Origin of the sequence: Pantoea sp. CS_6, from assembly GCF_041954745.1 — a bacterium.
Lineage (GTDB): Bacteria > Pseudomonadota > Gammaproteobacteria > Enterobacterales > Enterobacteriaceae > Pantoea > Pantoea stewartii.
In genome coordinates, this window is record NZ_JAVAYG010000007.1 from 31,775 (window position 1) to 50,298 (window position 18,524).

16 protein-coding genes are annotated in these 18,524 nt (G+C 55.3%); 8 read left to right on the forward strand and 8 right to left on the reverse strand.

The annotated features are described in order from the left end of the window. The first annotated feature begins 220 nt into the window (after positions 1-220). From map to RAC90_RS12090, 4 genes are all read left to right on the forward strand, one after another. The gene (map, locus tag RAC90_RS12075; protein WP_033740309.1) at positions 221-1,015 is read left to right on the forward strand and encodes a type I methionyl aminopeptidase; all 795 of its coding nucleotides are present in this window, start codon (positions 221-223) and stop codon (positions 1,013-1,015) included. Between the two features lie 65 nt (positions 1,016-1,080). Then, positions 1,081-3,729 (forward strand): bifunctional uridylyltransferase/uridylyl-removing protein GlnD, encoded by a 2,649-nt coding sequence (gene glnD / locus RAC90_RS12080; protein WP_039338672.1) that lies wholly within the window; start codon positions 1,081-1,083, stop codon positions 3,727-3,729. 80 nt (positions 3,730-3,809) lie between these two features. Continuing rightward, positions 3,810-4,634: a 2,3,4,5-tetrahydropyridine-2,6-dicarboxylate N-succinyltransferase gene (gene dapD / locus RAC90_RS12085; protein WP_033740308.1), complete on the forward strand. Its 825-nt coding sequence runs from the start codon at positions 3,810-3,812 to the stop codon at positions 4,632-4,634. A gap of 217 nt (positions 4,635-4,851) precedes the next feature. Beyond that, positions 4,852-5,244 carry a DUF3461 family protein gene (locus RAC90_RS12090; RefSeq protein ID WP_006117754.1) on the forward strand — a complete coding sequence of 131 codons (393 nt, stop codon included), beginning with the start codon at positions 4,852-4,854 and terminating at the stop codon, positions 5,242-5,244. 73 nt (positions 5,245-5,317) lie between these two features. Here RAC90_RS12090 and RAC90_RS12095 read toward each other — a convergent pair whose 3' ends face one another. The 4 genes from RAC90_RS12095 to dgt all read right to left on the reverse strand — a co-directional run bounded on the left by RAC90_RS12095 (position 5,318) and on the right by dgt (position 10,974). Further along, complete coding sequence (locus RAC90_RS12095; RefSeq protein ID WP_054634471.1) at positions 5,318-6,535, reverse strand: alginate lyase family protein; 1,218 nt, start codon at positions 6,533-6,535, stop codon at positions 5,318-5,320. A 31-nt stretch (positions 6,536-6,566) separates the two neighbouring features. Next, positions 6,567-7,724, reverse strand: a complete 1,158-nt coding sequence (locus RAC90_RS12100) for a CdaR family transcriptional regulator (protein ID WP_054634472.1) — start codon at positions 7,722-7,724, stop codon at positions 6,567-6,569. Between the two features lie 177 nt (positions 7,725-7,901). Further along, on the reverse strand, positions 7,902-9,350 hold the full coding sequence (degP, locus tag RAC90_RS12105; RefSeq protein ID WP_033740303.1) for a serine endoprotease DegP: 1,449 nt from the start codon (positions 9,348-9,350) through the stop codon (positions 7,902-7,904). A 133-nt stretch (positions 9,351-9,483) separates the two neighbouring features. Then, positions 9,484-10,974, reverse strand: coding sequence for a dGTPase (gene dgt, locus RAC90_RS12110; protein ID WP_006117749.1), 1,491 nt, complete (start codon positions 10,972-10,974; stop codon positions 9,484-9,486). A gap of 92 nt (positions 10,975-11,066) precedes the next feature. On the opposite strand from dgt, the gene mtnN reads away from it, so the two are divergent. From mtnN to RAC90_RS12125, 3 genes are all read left to right on the forward strand, one after another. Then, positions 11,067-11,765, forward strand: coding sequence for a 5'-methylthioadenosine/S-adenosylhomocysteine nucleosidase (gene mtnN, locus RAC90_RS12115; protein ID WP_006117747.1), 699 nt, complete (start codon positions 11,067-11,069; stop codon positions 11,763-11,765). Next, positions 11,758-12,570 carry a vitamin B12 ABC transporter substrate-binding protein BtuF gene (gene btuF, locus RAC90_RS12120; RefSeq protein WP_375124373.1) on the forward strand — a complete coding sequence of 271 codons (813 nt, stop codon included), beginning with the start codon at positions 11,758-11,760 and terminating at the stop codon, positions 12,568-12,570. The genes mtnN and btuF overlap by 8 nt, the downstream gene beginning before the upstream one ends. Before the next feature lie 121 nt (positions 12,571-12,691). Beyond that, positions 12,692-12,943, forward strand: coding sequence for a hypothetical protein (locus tag RAC90_RS12125; RefSeq protein WP_110267836.1), 252 nt, complete (start codon positions 12,692-12,694; stop codon positions 12,941-12,943). 29 nt (positions 12,944-12,972) lie between these two features. Here the strand turns inward: RAC90_RS12125 and erpA are convergent, their stop codons facing one another. Continuing rightward, positions 12,973-13,320: an iron-sulfur cluster insertion protein ErpA gene (gene erpA, locus RAC90_RS12130; protein WP_006117744.1), complete on the reverse strand. Its 348-nt coding sequence runs from the start codon at positions 13,318-13,320 to the stop codon at positions 12,973-12,975. 200 nt (positions 13,321-13,520) lie between these two features. On the opposite strand from erpA, the gene hemL reads away from it, so the two are divergent. Next, entirely contained in the window at positions 13,521-14,801 is a 1,281-nt protein-coding gene (gene hemL / locus RAC90_RS12135; RefSeq protein WP_033740299.1) for a glutamate-1-semialdehyde 2,1-aminomutase, read from the forward strand. A gap of 31 nt (positions 14,802-14,832) precedes the next feature. Here hemL and fhuB read toward each other — a convergent pair whose 3' ends face one another. The 3 genes from fhuB to fhuC are packed head-to-tail and all read right to left on the reverse strand — an operon-like array spanning position 14,833 to position 18,495. Next, positions 14,833-16,812 carry a Fe(3+)-hydroxamate ABC transporter permease FhuB gene (gene fhuB, locus RAC90_RS12140; RefSeq protein WP_375124374.1) on the reverse strand — a complete coding sequence of 660 codons (1,980 nt, stop codon included), beginning with the start codon at positions 16,810-16,812 and terminating at the stop codon, positions 14,833-14,835. Continuing rightward, complete coding sequence (gene fhuD / locus RAC90_RS12145) at positions 16,812-17,690, reverse strand: Fe(3+)-hydroxamate ABC transporter substrate-binding protein FhuD (protein WP_039338689.1); 879 nt, start codon at positions 17,688-17,690, stop codon at positions 16,812-16,814. Before fhuD ends, fhuB begins: the two co-directional genes overlap by 1 nt. A gap of 10 nt (positions 17,691-17,700) precedes the next feature. Further along, positions 17,701-18,495, reverse strand: coding sequence for a Fe3+-hydroxamate ABC transporter ATP-binding protein FhuC (gene fhuC / locus RAC90_RS12150; protein ID WP_033740296.1), 795 nt, complete (start codon positions 18,493-18,495; stop codon positions 17,701-17,703). Between the last annotated feature and the right edge of the window lie 29 nt (positions 18,496-18,524).

Sequence of the window (18,524 nt, forward strand, 5' to 3'; positions counted from 1 at the left end):
GTTTTAGTACACATAGTGAGATTATTGCGGTTCCCGTTGACCTTGCAGCCCACAGAGAATCGTCGGCGCGCTTTATACCACAATCAGGCTCTGGACGCCAATAATTGTTCGCTTATGGCGCGCGATGCGTTCTCCGTTTGGCAGCCCTTTTGGCTTGCTGTTAACATGACAGCACAGCGTTCATTATTGCTGAAAATTTCAGCAACAGCGGAATAATTTAATGGCAATCTCAATAAAAACTCCCGAAGAAATCGAAAAAATGCGCGTCGCAGGTCGGCTGGCTGCGGAAGTGCTTGAAATGATCGAACCGCACGTGCAGCCTGGCGTGACGACGGGCGAACTGGATCGCCTTTGTCATGCGCACATTACCGAGAAGCAGCAGGCGGTGTCTGCCTGCCTGGGTTACCACGGTTTTCCTAAATCTGTCTGTATCTCAGTGAATGAAGTGGTTTGCCATGGCATCCCCAGTGACGATCGCCCGTTAAAAGACGGGGATATCGTTAACATTGACGTGACCGTGATTAAAGACGATTACCATGGCGATACGTCCAAAATGTTTATCGTGGGTAAACCCACCATTCAGGGCGAACGTCTGTGCCGCGTGACGCAGGAAAGCCTTTATCTGTCACTGCGTTTAGTTAAGCCGGGCATTCGGCTGCGCGAGCTGGGCCGCGCGATTCAAAAATACGTCGAAGCGAATGACTTCTCTGTCGTGCGGGAATACTGCGGTCACGGCATTGGCAAAGGCTTCCATGAAGAGCCTCAGGTGCTGCATTACGACGCGGATGACGGCGGAGTGGTCCTGCAGGCAGGAATGACCTTTACCGTTGAACCAATGGTGAACGCCGGTGATTACCGCATTCGTACCATGAAAGACGGCTGGACGGTGAAAACCAAAGATCGCAGCTTGTCGGCGCAGTACGAGCATACTATTGTGGTGACGGATAACGGCTGTGAGATTTTAACCCTGCGAAAAGACGACACCCTGCCTGCGGTGTTAGTTAACCAGGAGTAATTCCACCACGAATAAAAAAGCCGGCGCTCTGCCGGTTTTTTTATGGTTAATGATGAGAGCGTTGCATGAGCCTGTCGCAAGAAGTGAAAAACGGCCTGAATGATTCCCCTGGCGAGTGGCAAGACGATACGCTGACACGCGACGTCTTAAAGCAACGTCTGGAGGGCTTCCAGCAGCACCTGGCGGCGGCGTTTGATGCCGGTGAGCCTGTCGAAGATCTGATTCACGCCCGAACGCTGTTTATCGATCGCCTGCTGCGCCGTTTGTGGCGTTTTTTTGGCTTCGACAGCATGAAAGCCATCACGCTTGTCGCCGTCGGCGGTTACGGCCGCGGTGAACTGCATCCCCTTTCCGATATTGATATCTTAATTCTCAGCCGTCAACCGCTGGATGAGCAGGCGGCGCAGAGCGCCAGCGCGCTACTGACGCTGATGTGGGATCTCAAGCTGGAGGTCGGCCACAGTGTACGTAGCCTCGAAGAGTGCCTGCTGGAAGGGCTGTCCGATCTGACCGTGGCGACCAATCTGATTGAAGCCCGAATGCTGACCGGCGATGTCGCGCTGTTTCTGGAATTACAAAAAAATGTCTTCAGCGATGGCTTCTGGCCATCATCCCGCTTTTTTGCCGCCAAAATCGACGAGCAGCAGGAACGCCATACACGTTATCACGGTACCAGCTATAACCTGGAACCGGATATCAAAAGCAGCCCCGGCGGGTTACGTGACATTCATACCTTACAATGGGTTGCCCGTCGCCACTTTGGCGCGACCACGCTGGATGAGATGTCAGGCTTTGGTTTCCTGACGGACGCAGAGCGCAGCGAGCTGAATGAGTGCCAGGCGTTTCTCTGGCGCATTCGCTTTGCCCTGCACCTGTCTCTGCCACGGTACGATAACCGCCTGCTGTTTGACCGCCAGCTCAGCGTTGCCCGGCGCCTGAATTATGAGGGAGAAGGCAACGAACCGGTCGAACGCATGATGAAAGATTTTTACCGCGTCACGCGGCGCATCGGTGAGCTTAACCAGATGCTGTTGCAACTGTTCGATGAGGCCATTCTGGCGCTCTCCACCAATGAAAAACCTTATGCCATTGATGACGATTTCCAGCTGCGCGGTAACCTGATCGATCTGCGTGATGAAACCCTGTTTGATCGGGAACCCCAGGCGATCTTGCGTATGTTCTATGTCATGGTACGCAATGAAAACATCAAAGGGATCTACTCCACTACACTGCGCCGCCTGCGTCATACACGACGTCATCTTGAGCAACCCTTATGCCAGTTGCCTGAAGCGCGTCGCCTGTTTATGTCGATTCTGCGTCATCCCGGTGCGGTCAGTCGCGCGCTGGTCCCGATGCATCGCCACAGCGTGCTCTGGGCCTATACGCCGCTCTGGGGCCACATTGTCGGGCAGATGCAGTTTGATTTATTTCATGCTTATACCGTCGATGAGCACACTATCCGGGTGTTGCAGAAACTGGAGAGCTTTGCCAATGAAGCAACGCGCCCGCAACATCCGTTGTGCGTTGAACTCTGGCCTCGCCTGCCACAACAGGAATTACTGTTAATGGCTGCGCTGTTACACGACATCGCGAAAGGGCGTAACGGCGATCACTCCGTGCTGGGTGCGCAGGACGCGCTGGCGTTTGCGGAGATGCACGGTCTTAACTCACGTGAAACCCAGTTAGTGGCCTGGCTGGTTCGTCATCATCTGCTGATGTCAGTTACCGCGCAGCGCCGCGACATTCAGGATCCTACGGTCATTCAACAGTTCGCCGAAGTCATGCAGAACGAGAACCGGCTGCGTTATCTGGTTTGCCTGACCGTTGCCGACATCTGCGCCACTAATGAAAGCTTGTGGAACAGCTGGAAGCAAAGTCTGCTGCGAGAACTGTTCTTTGCCACTGAAAAACAGCTGCGCCGCGGCATGGAGAACAGCCCGGATCTGCGTGAGCGTGTCCGCCATCACCGTTTACAGGCGCTGGCACTGTTGCGCATGGACAACATCGATGAAGCCCGCCTTCACCACATATGGAACCGGTGCCGTGCCGATTACTTCCTGCGTCACACGCCGAATCAGATCGCCTGGCATGCGCGCCATTTACTGGAACACGATCTGCGTAAACCGTTGGTGCTGGTAAGCCCACAGGCTACACGAGGCGGTACAGAAATTTTTATCTGGAGCCCGGACCGGCCACACCTGTTTGCCGCCGTGGCCGGTGAGCTGGATCGCCGCAATCTCAGCGTGCATGATGCGCAGATTTTTACCAGCCGCGATGGTATGGCGATGGATACGTTTATCGTGCTGGAGCCGGATGGCAGCCCGCTGGCTCCCGATCGTCATGCGCTGATCATTCAGGCGCTGGAACAGGCGATTACGCAGTCAGACTGGGTGCCACCACGTACCCGCCGTCAGGCTGCCCGACTCCGCCATTTCAGCGTGGATACCGAAGTAAACTTTCTGCCGACGCATACCGATCGCCGGAGTTATCTGGAACTGGTGGCGCTCGATCAGCCTGGCTTGCTGGCGCGCGTCGGCGAGGTGTTTGCCGATCTCGGCGTATCACTGCATGGCGCGCGCATCAGTACCATTGGAGAACGTGTCGAAGATTTGTTTATTCTGGCCAATAGCGAACGCCGGGCACTGGATGAGGAAATGCGCCAGACCCTGCAACAACGGTTGACAGAGGCCCTTAATCCAAACGATAAAGTGTGACCCGCTTCAATTTGTGAACTTTCACTTTTTACCTGTGCTGGTCGCTGACCGGCACCCCAAATGACAGATCAGGAAAAAATATGCAACAGTTACAGAGTGTTATTGAATCTGCCTTCGAACGTCGCGCTGATATCACCCCGACCAGTGTGGATACTGAAACCCGCGACGCGATTAATCAGGTTATCGCCAAACTGGACAGTGGTGAGCTGCGCGTTTCTGAAAAAATCGACGGTGAATGGGTAACGCATCAGTGGCTGAAAAAAGCCGTTCTGCTCTCTTTCCGCATCAATGACAATCAGGTCATGGAAGGCGCAGAAACACGCTTTTACGACAAAGTGCCAATGAAATTCGCTGACTGGGACGATGCGCGCTTTAAGGCCGCCGGTTTCCGCGTCGTACCGCCTGCCGCCGTGCGTAAAGGTGCCTTTATTGCACGTAATACCGTGTTGATGCCTTCCTATGTGAACATCGGTGCCTTTGTTGACGAAGGAACGATGGTGGACACCTGGGCCACCGTGGGCTCCTGTGCGCAAATTGGTAAAAATGTCCACTTATCTGGTGGCGTAGGCATCGGTGGGGTGCTTGAGCCCCTGCAGGCTAATCCGACCATTATTGAAGATAACTGCTTCATCGGCGCACGTTCTGAAATTGTTGAAGGCGTGATTGTTGAAGAAGGTTCCGTTATTTCAATGGGCGTTTATATTGGTCAAAGCACCAAAATTTATGACCGCGAAACCGGTGAAATTCATTACGGACGCGTACCTGCCGGATCGGTCGTCGTCTCTGGTAATCTGCCGTCAAAAGATGGCAGCTACAGCCTGTATTGCGCGGTTATCGTGAAAAAAGTGGATGCCAAAACACTGGCCAAAACCGGCATTAATGAATTGCTGCGCACGATCGACTAAGCTTGTGGACGGGCTGCCTGACAGCCCGTCATCTTTTGTTTACAGCTGTTACGGGTAATGTTGTTTTTCAACGCGAACCAACGGGTGCGTTTACTTTTCATCCAGGTCATAATTCGCGCCAGTTAAATCCTGTTGCGCACTGATTCATGTTATTTATGTCTACAGTCATTAAGTCATGAACAATTCTGCGCGCTTATCATTTGGTGGAAAAAACGTTATGTATGACAATATTAAGAGCTTAGGCATTAGTAACCCCGACGATATCGATCGCTACAGCCTGCGTCAGGAAGCGAATAACGATATTTTGAAAATTTATTTCCGCAAAGATAAAGGCGAATTTTTCGCTAAAAGCGTGAAATTTAAATACCCTCGTCAGCGTAAAACGGTCGTCGCCGATAATGCGTCGCAGGGCTACCGTGAAGTGCAGGAAATCAGCCCTAACCTGCGCTATGTCATCGATGAGCTGGATCAAATTTGCCAGCGCGATCAGGTTGAAGTCGATCTGAAACGTAAAATTCTGGACGATCTGCGTCATCTGGAAGGTGTGGTGTCACACAAGATCGCGGAAATTGAATCCGATCTGGAAAAACTGACCCGCAGCGGCCGTTAATCCCTTCAAACGCACTATAGCCTGCCGTCCTGAGTGAGCGTCACTTTGTGCGGCGGGCCTTTTTTATGCCCTCCTACTCCTGCCGCAGCAACGCTCCTTCACGCAAGACATCTTCAGTCGCCTCACGCCAGTCAAACCGGCCAATCCAGGATTGATAGCGTGCAGAACCCAGCGCATTATCCGCCAGCATAAGCAGGGGAATGACGCGTCCGCTGTTACGGTCGCGCGTCTTCCACGGCCAGCGGCGCGCAGAATCACTAAACGGTGCCATATAATCCAACGCAGCCAGCAGCGAGCCGCCCTGTTTGTCAGAGTAGTGCCAGAGATCCTCCTCACCGCGCTGAGACGACAAGGCCGCTATCGCAGTCAGCGCCTGTAAATTAAAAAAACTGTAGTGAAAAGAGCGGGTGCGGGCTAGTTCAAGCGGCTGCGTGCCATCACGCGCTATTTGCTCATCGATCTTCGTTTTAGCCAGCGCCATCATGTCCCTCATAACGGCGTCGTTATGCAGGTAAGCGGCAATCCCGGCCACCTGGACACAATACCAGCTACCGTGATTGTTGGCCGCATGCCGCTCCTGGCGCGCCAGCTTACTGGTTTGCAGCCAGGTAAGGTAGTCGTGGAACCAGCGCTGTAGCGCGGCCTCGTCGCCTGCACGCCAGCCAGGTGACTGACGCAGCAATATCAACGCATCAACAATGCGGGTGGCAAAATAACGCCCATCCAGTACGCCATCATGCCGACCCGTGCTGATGCCCGGCACGCCTTGCGCAAAGTTAAGGTTGGGGTTCATGCGGCTGGCAGGATCGATAAACCAGTGACGGATCATCGATTGGGCTTTACTGGCATAGCGTACATCGCCCGAAAAGAACCAGGCCAGCGTCAGTGCCTGCACATCGGCACTAAAACGCGCAAAACGCAGCCCGTCTGTTTGGTTGTTTTTTGTGTCGGGATTCACCTCGCCATCCCGACGGCTCCACGGAAGCCCCGTTTTCTGCCGGGCGTCCGGCCACCAGTACGCGCTCAGGCTGAGATAATCGTGTCGCGAGCCGCTGGGGGGCACCAGACCTTTGTCCATGACGCTGGGATCGGGCTGCTTAAGCGCCTTATCCGCCTGCTGTTTCAGCTGTTGCCAGGCTTGCTGCGTACGTGGGCTTGCCTGCTGATTCTGGATGGCCTGTCGTGTGGTGAGCAAAGCCTTTGTCGAGAGAAAAATCAGCGTGTCCGTTGCCGCCGCCTGGCAGGTGAACGCAAGTATCAGTAAGCCACATCCCCAACGCCGTGCGCGCATCAGTCTGTCCTCTTCGTTTTTTCGGGCCCTGTCAGCCCTGCTCATCCAGTTGGATCGCGATGTACAACAGCAGGCGATCGTCGACTTTGCCCAGGTTGAGTCCCGTCAATTCAGCGATACGATTTAAACGGTATTCCAGGGTATTTCGATGAATAAAAAGCGCACGCGACGTCGCGCCGGGCTGCACATTGTTGCTGAACCAGGCACTCAGCGTGCGTCGCAGCAAACCGTTGCTGTCCATGCTTTTTAGCTTTTCCAGCGGACGCGCCAGTTCATTTGACTGCCAGCCACCCCGTAAGCTGTCGAGCAGGACCGGCAGCATCAAATCCTGATAAAAATAGCTGCGAACCTCGGGCATACGCTGCTTTCCCACCGCCATCGTTGTTCGCGCAGTACGATATGAACGTGCAATGCTGCCCATGCCCGTAAAGAAATTGCCCAGCGCAATACGCATGCGCAGATGACCACTTTCCTTCATGCGCTGCATGAGCTGTTCGACCCGCCTGCGGTGATCGTGTTGATCATAACGTCCGTGTGCATTTAATGCCGGTTTCAGCACGACCATTTCGGTTAGTGAGACGATGGCAATCAGGTTATCCCGCGCCGGTGTCGTCAATAACGTCTGCAACTGCTGTAATTCTGACATCGCGCTGTCAACGCCAAGCTGCCCGCTGTCCACTTCGATCACCGCCACGATTCGGGGCTGATTAAGATCGATGCCGAGGCGCTGCGCCCATTCGGTGAGTTGCGGGGAGAGCGCGTCACTGCGAATGAGATTGAGCACCAACTCTTCCCGCAGACGGCTGTCCTGCGCCAGCATGTGCAACAGCCGCGCCTGCTCCAGCATCATCTCTGCGGCCATACAGACTAATTCACCATAGTGACGCAGCGCACCCGGCTCGCCCGTCAGACCAATCACTCCAACAATCATCCCGTCGATACGCAACGGCAGATTAATTCCCGGCCTGACTCCATGCAGATGCCGGGCCACCGCATCGTCAATATCCACAATACGTCCCTGAGACAGCACTAACAATGCACCCTCGTGTAATTCGCCGATGCGCTCCCGGTCACCGCTGCCAATAATCCGTCCTCGCGCATCCATAACGTTGACATTGCCATCAATGATTTTCATAGTGCGCGCGACAATTTCCTGCGCCAGTCGTGCGTCGAGATGACAGGTTGCCATCCTGTACTCCTGAGTCATAAAGAGGGGGAAAACAGCATAGACGCGCGATACCGGGAGAACATTGTGCATCTGCACAAGGCCTGGCAGGCATTAACAGAAATGCGGCGACCATCACATTTGTGCGCATCGCCATAAAAAAGGCGGACCGAAGTCCGCCTGATAAACCGCTGCCTGTGATTACTGCGCCAGCAGATACAGTGAACTGTCTCCGCGCTGCACGTTCAACGCCAGTACCGGTGGCTTGGTATCGAGGATTTTACGCAGTTCGCCCAGATTGCTGACGGCCTGCTGGTTGACGCCAAGAATCAGGTCGCCTTTTTTCAGGCCAATTCTGGCCGCCGCGCTGCCCGCTTTCACGCTGTCAACCCGAACGCCTTTCTCTTTACCTGAATTATTGCTCAGATCCGCGCCTTCAATACCGGTGTAAATGGTGGCGGACTGCACCTTGTCCTGCGTGCTCTGCTGCAGCTGAACCGTCACATCCAGCGGTTTACCGTCACGCAGTATGCCAAGTTTCAGCGTGGTTCCTACCGGCAACGAACCGACTTCGGCACGCAGTGAAGCAAAGCTGGTTAACGGCTTACCGTTCATCGACACAATGACGTCACCCGCTTTAATACCGCCCTTCGCCGCCGCGGAGTTCGGTACGACCTGACTGACGAATGCACCACGTTGCGCATCGACTTTCATCGCCTTCGCCAGCTCAGAGTTAAGCTCGGTCCCCATAATGCCCAGCTCGCCGCGTTTAACCTGGCCGTATTCCACCATTTGTGCCGTCAGGTTTTTCACCATGTTGCTCGGGATGGCGAAACCAATACCAATGTTGCCGCCGTCCGGGGCCAGGATAGCGGTGTTGATGCCAATCAGCTCGCCGTTGAGATTTACCAGAGCGCCACCCGAGTTACCCCGGTTGATGGCCGCATCGGTTTGAATAAAGTTCTCATAGTTTTCAACATTCAGGCCACTGCGTCCCAGCGCGGACACGATACCAGACGTAACGGTTTCACCCAGACCATACGGGTTACCAATCGCCACGGCGTAATCGCCTACCCGTAAATTGTCAGAGTCGGCCATCTTAATCGCGGTAAGATTTTTAGCACCTTCCAGCTGAATTAATGCGATATCCGAGCTGGGATCTTTACCAATCACTTTGGCATCGTAACTGCGACCATCGCTCAGTTTTACCTGAATTTTCGTCGCGTCGTTTACCACATGGTTATTGGTGACCACATAGCCTTTTTCAGCGTTAATGATGACACCAGAGCCCAGCGCTCTAAATTTTTGCTGCTGCGTATCTGGCGCGGCAGGGGCACCGCCACCGTCACCGCCCTGGCAAAGCGGTGAGCCCATGAACGGCGAACCGTCCTGGCAGAAAGGCGAATTATCGCCAAAAAATTGCTGAAACTGCTGCGGCATCCGTGGCGTTTTGACCGTCGTACTTCCTTCAACGCTGATACTCACGACTGAAGGCATAACCTTTTCCAGCATTGGCGCAAGGCTCGGCAACTGCTGGCTGTTGGTGGATGACACGGAAGAGGATGTTTCCGCAGCGAAAGCACTCACAGGGGTCAGTGCCATGCCAAGACTAAGCGCCAGGGCGCTTAACATTAACGAGGTTTTTTTCATTTTGGTATCTCACAATGATGGATATACTGACCATTGCTGTGGTCGAATGTTGAGATAAATGTTTTAGCGCGAAGTTCCTCTAAAAGTTTTAGGCAAAAGTAAAAATTTATTCGCGCTCTTTACAATTCTCGGGTTATTCCACCGCCATTAAGCGACGATACTCATCCCAGGCATAGAGATCCGTCATGCCACTAATGTAATCCTGAATCAGACGAAAACGATAATAACGTTCCCATAACAAACGCTCATATTTATGCTCAACAACCAATGTACGCATTTTATACAAATAGGCTTTTCGGTGTTTACCAGACAGTTTATGGAACAGTCGGGTCTCTATGGGATGATGGCGTAAAAAGTCTTCATTTATTAGTGTGGTAAACGCTTCATAATTGAGCGACATCAGCGGCTGATATATTTCTAGCAAGCCCTTAATTACCCGATAACCCTGCAGTTCCAGTTGCTCAACTTCGGAATGATTAAACACCTGCTGGCGCGCCACGGTTTTAAAAATCTGTAATAAACGGCCCTCTTCACCTTCGTCTTCTAATAAAGCATGGTTGAAGTGTCCCTCGAATATGGCAGGCAGATTATCAATAAAACGTTTCACCGCGTAGGTGACCAAAACATTCTGAACATTGACCCGCAGCGACATAAAAAACTGATCGCTACGGCTACGGCGTTTTTTACTGCCCGCTTCGCGCCACGCTTCCCCCACTGTACGACTGAAGGCATCGTTATTATTTATTGTTCCCCAGGCCTTGCTGAGATATTCATACAGACTGTCCACGTTAAATATGGCTTTTTCAACGGCATCGTCTAAATCGGCAATACAATAGGAGATGTCGTCAGCGGCTTCCATGATATAGGTCAGCGGAAAGCGATGGTGTTCCGTCAAATTTGTGGCAGTGCGAAGCTCATCGATATATTCCCGCTCAGATAAATAGAAGCCCGGCTTTTTCATTAATACGCTAAACTGAGCCGGTTTTTCCCCCTGCCACCAGGCGGGCGCGGTATATTTCAGGATGCAGGCTACCTGAGAATAGCTCAGGTTGAGTTGCAGCAGCGAATGCACCATGCGAATAGCCTGAGCATTCCCTTCGAAGTGGCACAAATCCTGACGAATCATGGCATTCATGCGATCAAAGTCCGCGCGCTGCGCCTCGTTTTCAACACCCGCAACCAGCGGATCGACCAGTTCAGCGGGCAGGTTATCTTCAAACCAGTCATTAATGGCGGCTTCGCCAAAATGCCCAAACGGTGGGTTACCTACGTCATGTAACAGGCAGGCCATTTCGACGAGGCTTTCGAACGCCCCTTCCATGTCATCCAGACCATATTTCGCCAGTCCGCCCTGCATCTTTAGCGTCTGCAGAATTTCTTTGCTGATATACCGGCCGGTTTGTTGCACTTCAAGCGAATGCGTCAGACGGGAACGTACGGCGGCGTTGCGCTCAAGCGGGAATACCTGGGTTTTTTGTTGCAGTCGACGAATTGCCGCTGAATTAATGATCCGCCCACGATCGCTTTCGAAATGGCGGGTAATAAAATATTCCCCCTGTGGATCTTTACGGTTGCTATAAGGGCGAGTGAAGCTGATCTTCTTCCTGAAATTGATCGTCGCCATAGCTGTCCCCTTATTTTTTCGTGAAATAATCCCGTCACTGCCATGATAGACTATGCCTGATATTGACATCCATTACATTAGCGAGACGTAAAATGAAAGCAGGCATCATTGGCGCAATGGAGCAGGAAGTTACCCTGCTGCGAGACAAAATTGAAAATCGCCAGACCCTGTCTCTGGCTGGTTGTGAAATTTACACTGGCACACTGAATGGTGTGGACGTTGCGTTGCTGAAATCCGGCATTGGTAAGACCTCGGCCGCTATGGGCACCACATTGTTACTGCAATTGTGCAAACCCGATTTGGTGATTAACACCGGCTCAGCGGGCGGCTTAGCCTCTTCGTTAAAGGTAGGCGATATTGTGGTGTCCGATGAAGTGCGCTATCACGATGCCGATGTCACAGCCTTTGGTTATGAACCGGGCCAGATGGCGGGCTGCCCCGCGGCCTTTACCGCAGACAGTAAGCTGATCGCCGCCGCAGAAGCCTGTATTCAGCAGTTGAATCTCAACGCGGTTCGCGGCCTGGTGGTCAGCGGTGACGCGTTTATCAATGGCGCAGCCCCTCTGGCCCGCATTCGCGCGACGTTCCCACAGGCGATTGCCGTTGAGATGGAAGCCACCGCTATCGGCCATGTCTGCCACCAGTTTAACGTGCCGTTTGTGGTCGTCCGCGCGATCTCCGATGTGGCCGATCAGGAATCGCACCTGAGTTTCGATGAGTTCCTGAGCGTTGCCGCTAAGCAGTCCTCCCTGATGGTGGAAAATCTGCTGGCCCGCCTGGCACATGGCTAAATCCCTGCTGTTTTGCTGGCTGCTGCTGTTTTGCAGCAGCCTGCCTGCTGCACAGCCCCGCGTCATCACCCTGGCTCCTCACCTGACTGAACTGGCTTTTGCCGCTGGCATCACGCCGGTTGCGGTCAGTGCCTGGTCGGGTTATCCCGCTGAAGCACAAAAGATTGAGCAGGTCGCGACCTGGCAGGGGATGAACCTTGAGCGCATTTTACAGCTTAAGCCCGATGTTGTGCTGGCATGGCCCGGCGGCACCTCATCCCGTCAGGTGGCGCAGTTAGTGCACTCAGGGATTCATGTGGAATGGGTCGCCACCTCGACACTGGATGACATGATTCATTCGCTGGCTGGATTAGCCCGATGGAGCCCGTCCCCCCAGCGTGCTACACAGGCCGCTACGCAACTACGCCAGCAGGTCGCAGCCTTGCGCCAACGCTACCGTCCGCAACCCCCCGTACGCATTTTTGTGCAGTTTGGTCTTTCCCCCCTGTATACGGCGGCTAAAGCGACGCTGCAAAATGACATTATCGGCCTGTGTGGCGGGCAAAATATTTTTGCCGCAAGTCCGGTGAGCTGGCCTCAGGTGAGCCGGGAGCAGGTCCTGATGCGCCACCCTCAGGTCATTGTGACAACGGGCGGTTCGCAACAGGCTGAAACGCTTGCGCAGTTCTGGCGACCGCAGCTTAACGTACGCATCATTGCCATTAACGAGGACTGGCTCAGCCGTCCGGGCCCGCGTATCCTGTTAGCCGCAGAGCAGCTCTGTGAGGCACTGCATCCTGCCCCAAAGGCATCTTCAGGCCACTGAATATTGCCCTGCCGATTAAAGTAATCATTTTCACTGCCGTTAACGTTATTTAAGAGACGCGTGCCATGTAAGCCCGCCGTCCTTCAGCGCGATGCGCTTTTGACTACACCAGGAATTCACTATGACTAAAGCCCTGCTTATGGCCATAGGGCTTGTGATCGCGCAGCAGGCGTTCGCGGGATCCACGACCGGCTCTATCAATGTCAGACTTGTTATCTATTCACGTTGCGAAGTCAACAGCGTGCGAAGCCCGTCTTCGCCACAGGTTGACTGCGGTCGCCAGAGCAGCGCACAGCCGCGCGTGACGCAAACGGTGCTGAAGCGTCAGGGAAGCCGCACAACGAACGACAGACTGGTGACAATCGAATGGTAAGAGGCCGCCCGGAGAGAGCGGCCTGATGATCAGATGCTGAAGGAAGACCCGCAACCGCAGGTGGTTTTGGCGTTCGGGTTGGTTACGATAAAGCGCGACCCTTCCAGACCTTCGGTGTAATCCACCGAACCGCCTACCAGATACTGCAGACTCATTGGATCAACCACCAGCGAAACGCCCTGCTTTTCAATGGTCATATCACCGTCGTTCATTTGATCGTCGAAGGTGAAACCATACTGAAAGCCGCTGCAACCACCACCAGTGATATACACACGCAGCTTCAGCGCCGGGTTATCTTCGTCAGCAATCAGATTTTTCACTTTGTTGGCTGCTGCGTCGGTAAACTGCAACGGCAGTGCTACTACTTCATCACTCATGAGTTACTCCGTAAACGTCCGGGTCAGAAAACGACCTCAATGTTGCTATTATCTGCCAGCGACCCGCCGCAATCAAGCGCTCAGCTTCGCACTCTGTGCCGGATTGACGCGGAGAAGTCGTACGCAGGGATATCTGGCTTTCGTCGGCCGCCCCTCTTCCGTAGAATAGCCCGAAATTATATGAACTGCTGGAGCTGAAAATGAGTAAGTCTGAAAAACTGTTCGCCGAAGCACAACGCCTGATCCCCGGCGGTGTGAACTCGCCGGTCCGTGCGTTTACCGGTGTCGGCGGCGTTCCGCTGTTCATTGAGCATGCTGATGGCGCCTGTCTGTATGACGCCGATGGCAAAGCCTATATCGACTATGTTGGCTCATGGGGGCCAATGGTACTGGGACATAACAACGAAGGCATTCGTCAGGCTGTGATTGAGGCAGCCCAGCGCGGCCTGAGCTTTGGTGCGCCGACCGAAATGGAAGTCACCATGGCGCAGCTGGTATGTGACCTGGTACCGAGTATGGAAATGGTGCGCATGGTCAACTCCGGCACCGAAGCGACCATGAGTGCGATTCGTCTGGCGCGCGGGTTTACCGGACGCGATAAGATCATCAAGTTCGAAGGGTGCTATCACGGCCATGCCGACCACCTGCTGGTGAAAGCCGGATCAGGTGCGCTGACGCTGGGCCAACCCAACTCGCCGGGCGTACCCGCCGATTTTGCTAAGCATACGCTGACCTGCACCTATAACGATCTGGATTCTGTTCGTGCGGCCTTTGAACAGTATCCCGCGGCTGTCGCTGCCATTATCGTTGAGCCTGTTGCCGGCAATATGAACTGTATCCCTCCGCAGCCTGACTTCCTGCCGGGCCTGCGTGCCCTGTGCGATGAGTTCGGTGCGCTGCTGATTATTGATGAAGTGATGACAGGCTTCCGTGTGGCGCTGGGCGGCGCACAGGCACACTATAACGTGAAGCCGGATCTCACCTGCCTGGGCAAAATCATCGGCGGTGGCATGCCAGTGGGTGCGTTCGGTGGCCGTCGCGAGGTCATGTCCGCGCTGGCTCCGACCGGGCCGGTTTATCAGGCCGGTACGTTGTCCGGTAATCCCGTAGCCATGGCCGCCGGTTATGCCTGCCTGACGCAGATTGCGCAGCCAGGTATGCATGACAGGCTGAACCGTCTGACTGAACAACTGGCTCAGGGGCTGGTTGAGGCAGCCAGACAGGAAAATATTCCCGTGGTGGTGAATCAGGTTGGCGGCATGTTTGGCCTGTTCTTTACCGATGCCGACAGCGTCACCTGCTATCAGGACGTGACACAGTGCGACGTGGAACGCTTCAAGCGCTTCTTCCACCTGATGCTCGAAGAAGGCGTGTATTTTGCGCCGTCCGCATTTGAGGCCGGGTTTATGTCGCTGGCACACACTGATGAGGATATTCAGCACACCATCGAGGCGGCCCGGCGCTGTTTCGCGAAGCTCTGATGAGAAAAGACCGGCTGAGCCGGTCTTTTTTTTAACGTGAACGGCGCAGTAGCCAGATAAAATAGGGTGCGCCCAAAAAGGTCGCCATCAGGCCCGCCGGAATCTGACTGGGAAAGGCGAGCATGCGCCCGCACCAGTCTGCGGCCACCATTAACCCGGCCCCCAGCACGCCAGACAATAAAACCTGTGGCAGCGCGCGGCGAAAGCCCAACATACGGGCCATATGGGGTGCCATTAAGCCGACAAAGCTCAGCGGCCCAATCGTCAGCGTGGCGCAAGCCGTTAAAGCCGCCGCTAACAACAACAGGGCGAGTCGTGAACCCGTCAGTGCCATACCGACAGACCGTGCGGTCATGCTGCCAAGTGGCAGAATGGTTAACCAGCGGCTGGCCAGTGGCGCTAATGCCACTAAAACAGCCGCACAGCCTGCACTTTGCAGCGCCTGCGTAGCACTGATGTTGTAAGTTGATCCGGATATCCAGGTCAGTAACCCTGCCATGCGCGGATCGCCACTTGCCATCAACAGCATCAGAATGGTGACAAAGGCGCTGTTGAGTGCCATACCCGCCAGTAGCATACGTTCCGGTGAGAAACCACCACGACTGGCGACCAGCATAATAACCGCCAGCGTTATCGCCGCCCCCAGCGCACCTGCCGGCAACAGAAATGCCAGCGCGTTGCCGGGAACAAAGAACAGCATCACGACCACACCGCAGGCCGCGCCGGAACTGATGCCCAGCACTTCAGGACTGGCCATGGGATTACCGGTGAGGCGCTGGATCAGGCTGCCCGCCACACCGAGCATCAGGCCGACCTCCAGTGCCGCCAGCACACGCGGCGCGCGCCAGGGTAACAACTGTTGCAGCATGTCGCCAGACGTCCAAATCCAGCCATGCGCATCACGCCCAAAGGCCAGGCAAAGCCATGTCAGTCCGCCCAGCATCAGCAATCCCACCAGCGTCCAGCGCCCGTAACGGTATCGCTCGACCGGCACGTTGTCCCCCTGATCCAGCGCAGGCGGAACGGATCCGGTTCGCAGGCGAGGTAACAGCGCCAACAGAATGGGCACGCCCAGCAGCGCCGTCACGGTTCCGGTGGAGACCTCGCGCCAGTGCGCCGTGAGCCAGAGTACGCAGGCATCCGCCAGCCAGAGCAGCAGTGCACCAATCAGAGGTGCCAGCAGCATGCGGCTCAGTAACCGCCGTCCACCCAGCAGCCTTGCCAGCAGCGGTGCAAATAAACCAATGAAGCCAATGATCCCCGCTACGCTCACCAACTGAGCGCTCAGCAAGATGGCCAGAACCAGGACGGCCAGCCGCGTAGCAGACAGCGCTAACCCAAGATTTTTGGCGACGCCATCGTCCAGCCCCATCAGCGTAAGCGGTCTCAGTAGTGCCAGAGACAGCACCAGCGCCAGCACCAGACGTGGCCAGAGTTGGGTAACGCTGTCCCAGCTCATCTGATTCAACGTGCCGGTGCTCCACAGAAACATATTCTGCAGTTGATCGTGGTTAAAGATGGCAAATATTTGGTTCACTGCGCCGCTGTACAGGCTGAGAACCAGCCCTGCCAGAATCAGCGTAACGGGCGACAGACGTTTGCGCCAGGCCACGCTGAACACCAGCGCACCGACCAACAGCGCGCCACCCGACGCGGCGAACTGATGAGCCAGCGCCCCACCCGGCAGGTGCCATAAGGTCGCGACGGTCATCCCTAACTGCGCGCCGGATGAAACGCCTAACGTGCCCGGTTCGGCCAGCGGATTGCGCAACACCTGCTGAAACAGTAATCCGGCTAACCCCAGCCCTGCCCCCACCAGCAGCGCCAGTGACCAGCGCGGCAGTAAGCTGTAGTGAAAGACCATTTGCTCAATGTTGCTGCTGTCCGGTCTCCACAGCGCCTGCAACCACTGGTTCGTGGGCAGCGCCTGTTGCAGATTGATCGCGGTTAACACCAGCGCCAGGAAGAACAGCGTACCTGTCACGGCTAACGGGAAAAAACGATGACGCATTACGATTTCTCCAGCGCACGTTCCAGCACGCGAATAAAGTGCAGGGCTGACAAGGTCGCACCGTAGTACCACACCGCCGGAACGCGCTGGAAATGGCCGCTGTGAACAAACGGCATGGACTGCCATAACGGACTTCGCGACAATTGCTGCATCACGGCATCATTGTCATGATCGAAGCAGATGGCCTCTACGTCATGGAAAACGGCCAGCCGTTCCAGTCCAATCACGGCGCTGCCCCAAAAACTGGTTTCGCCCTGCCAGGCATTTTTCAGATTCAAAAGCGCCATCACTTCCAGGAATAAGCTGTTTTTACCGAAGGTAATAGCGTGGCGGCTGTCGAGTAGCGACATCAGCAAAATGGCCCGACCGGCGTGCGGCGCCAGACGCTGACGCGCCGCCGCAATCTCCGCATCCACCTGTTGCAGATGCGCTTCAGCCTGCGCCTCCCGTCCCAGTCGGGCCGCCAGCGCCCGCAATGAGGCCCGTGCGCGACTCAGCGGTTTGCCATCGCCATTGTGCAGGTCAAACCCCATGATCGGCGCAATGCGCCGCAGCTTATCTTTCGGTGGACCGTAACCGTTCGAGCAGAGAATCAGCGAGGGATGCATCTGAGTCATCAGCTCAAGATTTGGCTCGGTACGTAACCCGACATCCACCACGCCCGCAGGCAATGGCGGCTGTCCGACCCAGACGTTGTAGTTATGCACGTCCGCCACACCCAACGGGTTCACGCCCAGCGCCAGGAGTAACTCGGTGGGCAGCCACTCCAGCGCAATAACGCGGTCGCTGTCAGGCTGTGCCGCAGGCGATGGGAAAGACGGGATGAGAGGCGACAACGCCATTGCCATCAGCAGGCGACGGCGATATAAATCCGGCATTATCGTATCCTTAACACACAAAACTCACCGGCGCGCCGCCGCCAGGATGGGGGAAGATGCCCATTGGGATACCGTAAATCGCCTGCAGCACATCTGCCTGCATAATGTGTTCTGGTCCACCTTCTGCAATCAGTTCGCCGCCGCGCAAGGCGACCAGATGGTCACAATAGCGAGCCGCCATATTAATATCGTGTAAGACGGTAATGACCGTTAAGCCATGTTCATGGCTCAGCGTCTGAATCAGCGCCAGCACATCCACCTGGTGGGCAATATCCAGCGCAGAGGTAGGTTCATCCAGCAACAGGCAGCGGCTGTTCTGAGCGACCATCATTGCCAGCCATGCACGCTGGCGCTCACCACCGGAGAGGCTGTCGACCAGCCGCGAGGCGAATGGCGTTAGTCCAACCCGCGCAATTGCCTGCGCGACCCGCTCGCGATCGTCCTGCGTAAAGCGCCCCAGCGCACCATGCCAGGGATAACGCCCAATGGCCACCAACTCACGTACCGTCATGCCTTCCGCAGCCGGTAACTGCTGCGGCAAATAAGCGACCTCACGGGCAAACGCTTTGCTGCTCCAGCGATCAACAGGCTGTTCGTTGAGCAGAACCCGCCCTTCGCTGGCCGCGTGATGCCGCCCCAGCATTTTTAACAGCGTGGATTTCCCTGAACCATTGTGCCCAATCAGCGCGGTGACTTTACCTGGCGTAAAAGCGAGAGAAACGGGATGAAGGAGCGTACGGCCCGGTACGCGAAAGCTGGCGTTATCCAGTCGGAAGGCGGTCTGTTGGTACTGCGGAAGCTGCATGGTTATCCCTGTAAACGGGCGCCGAAGCG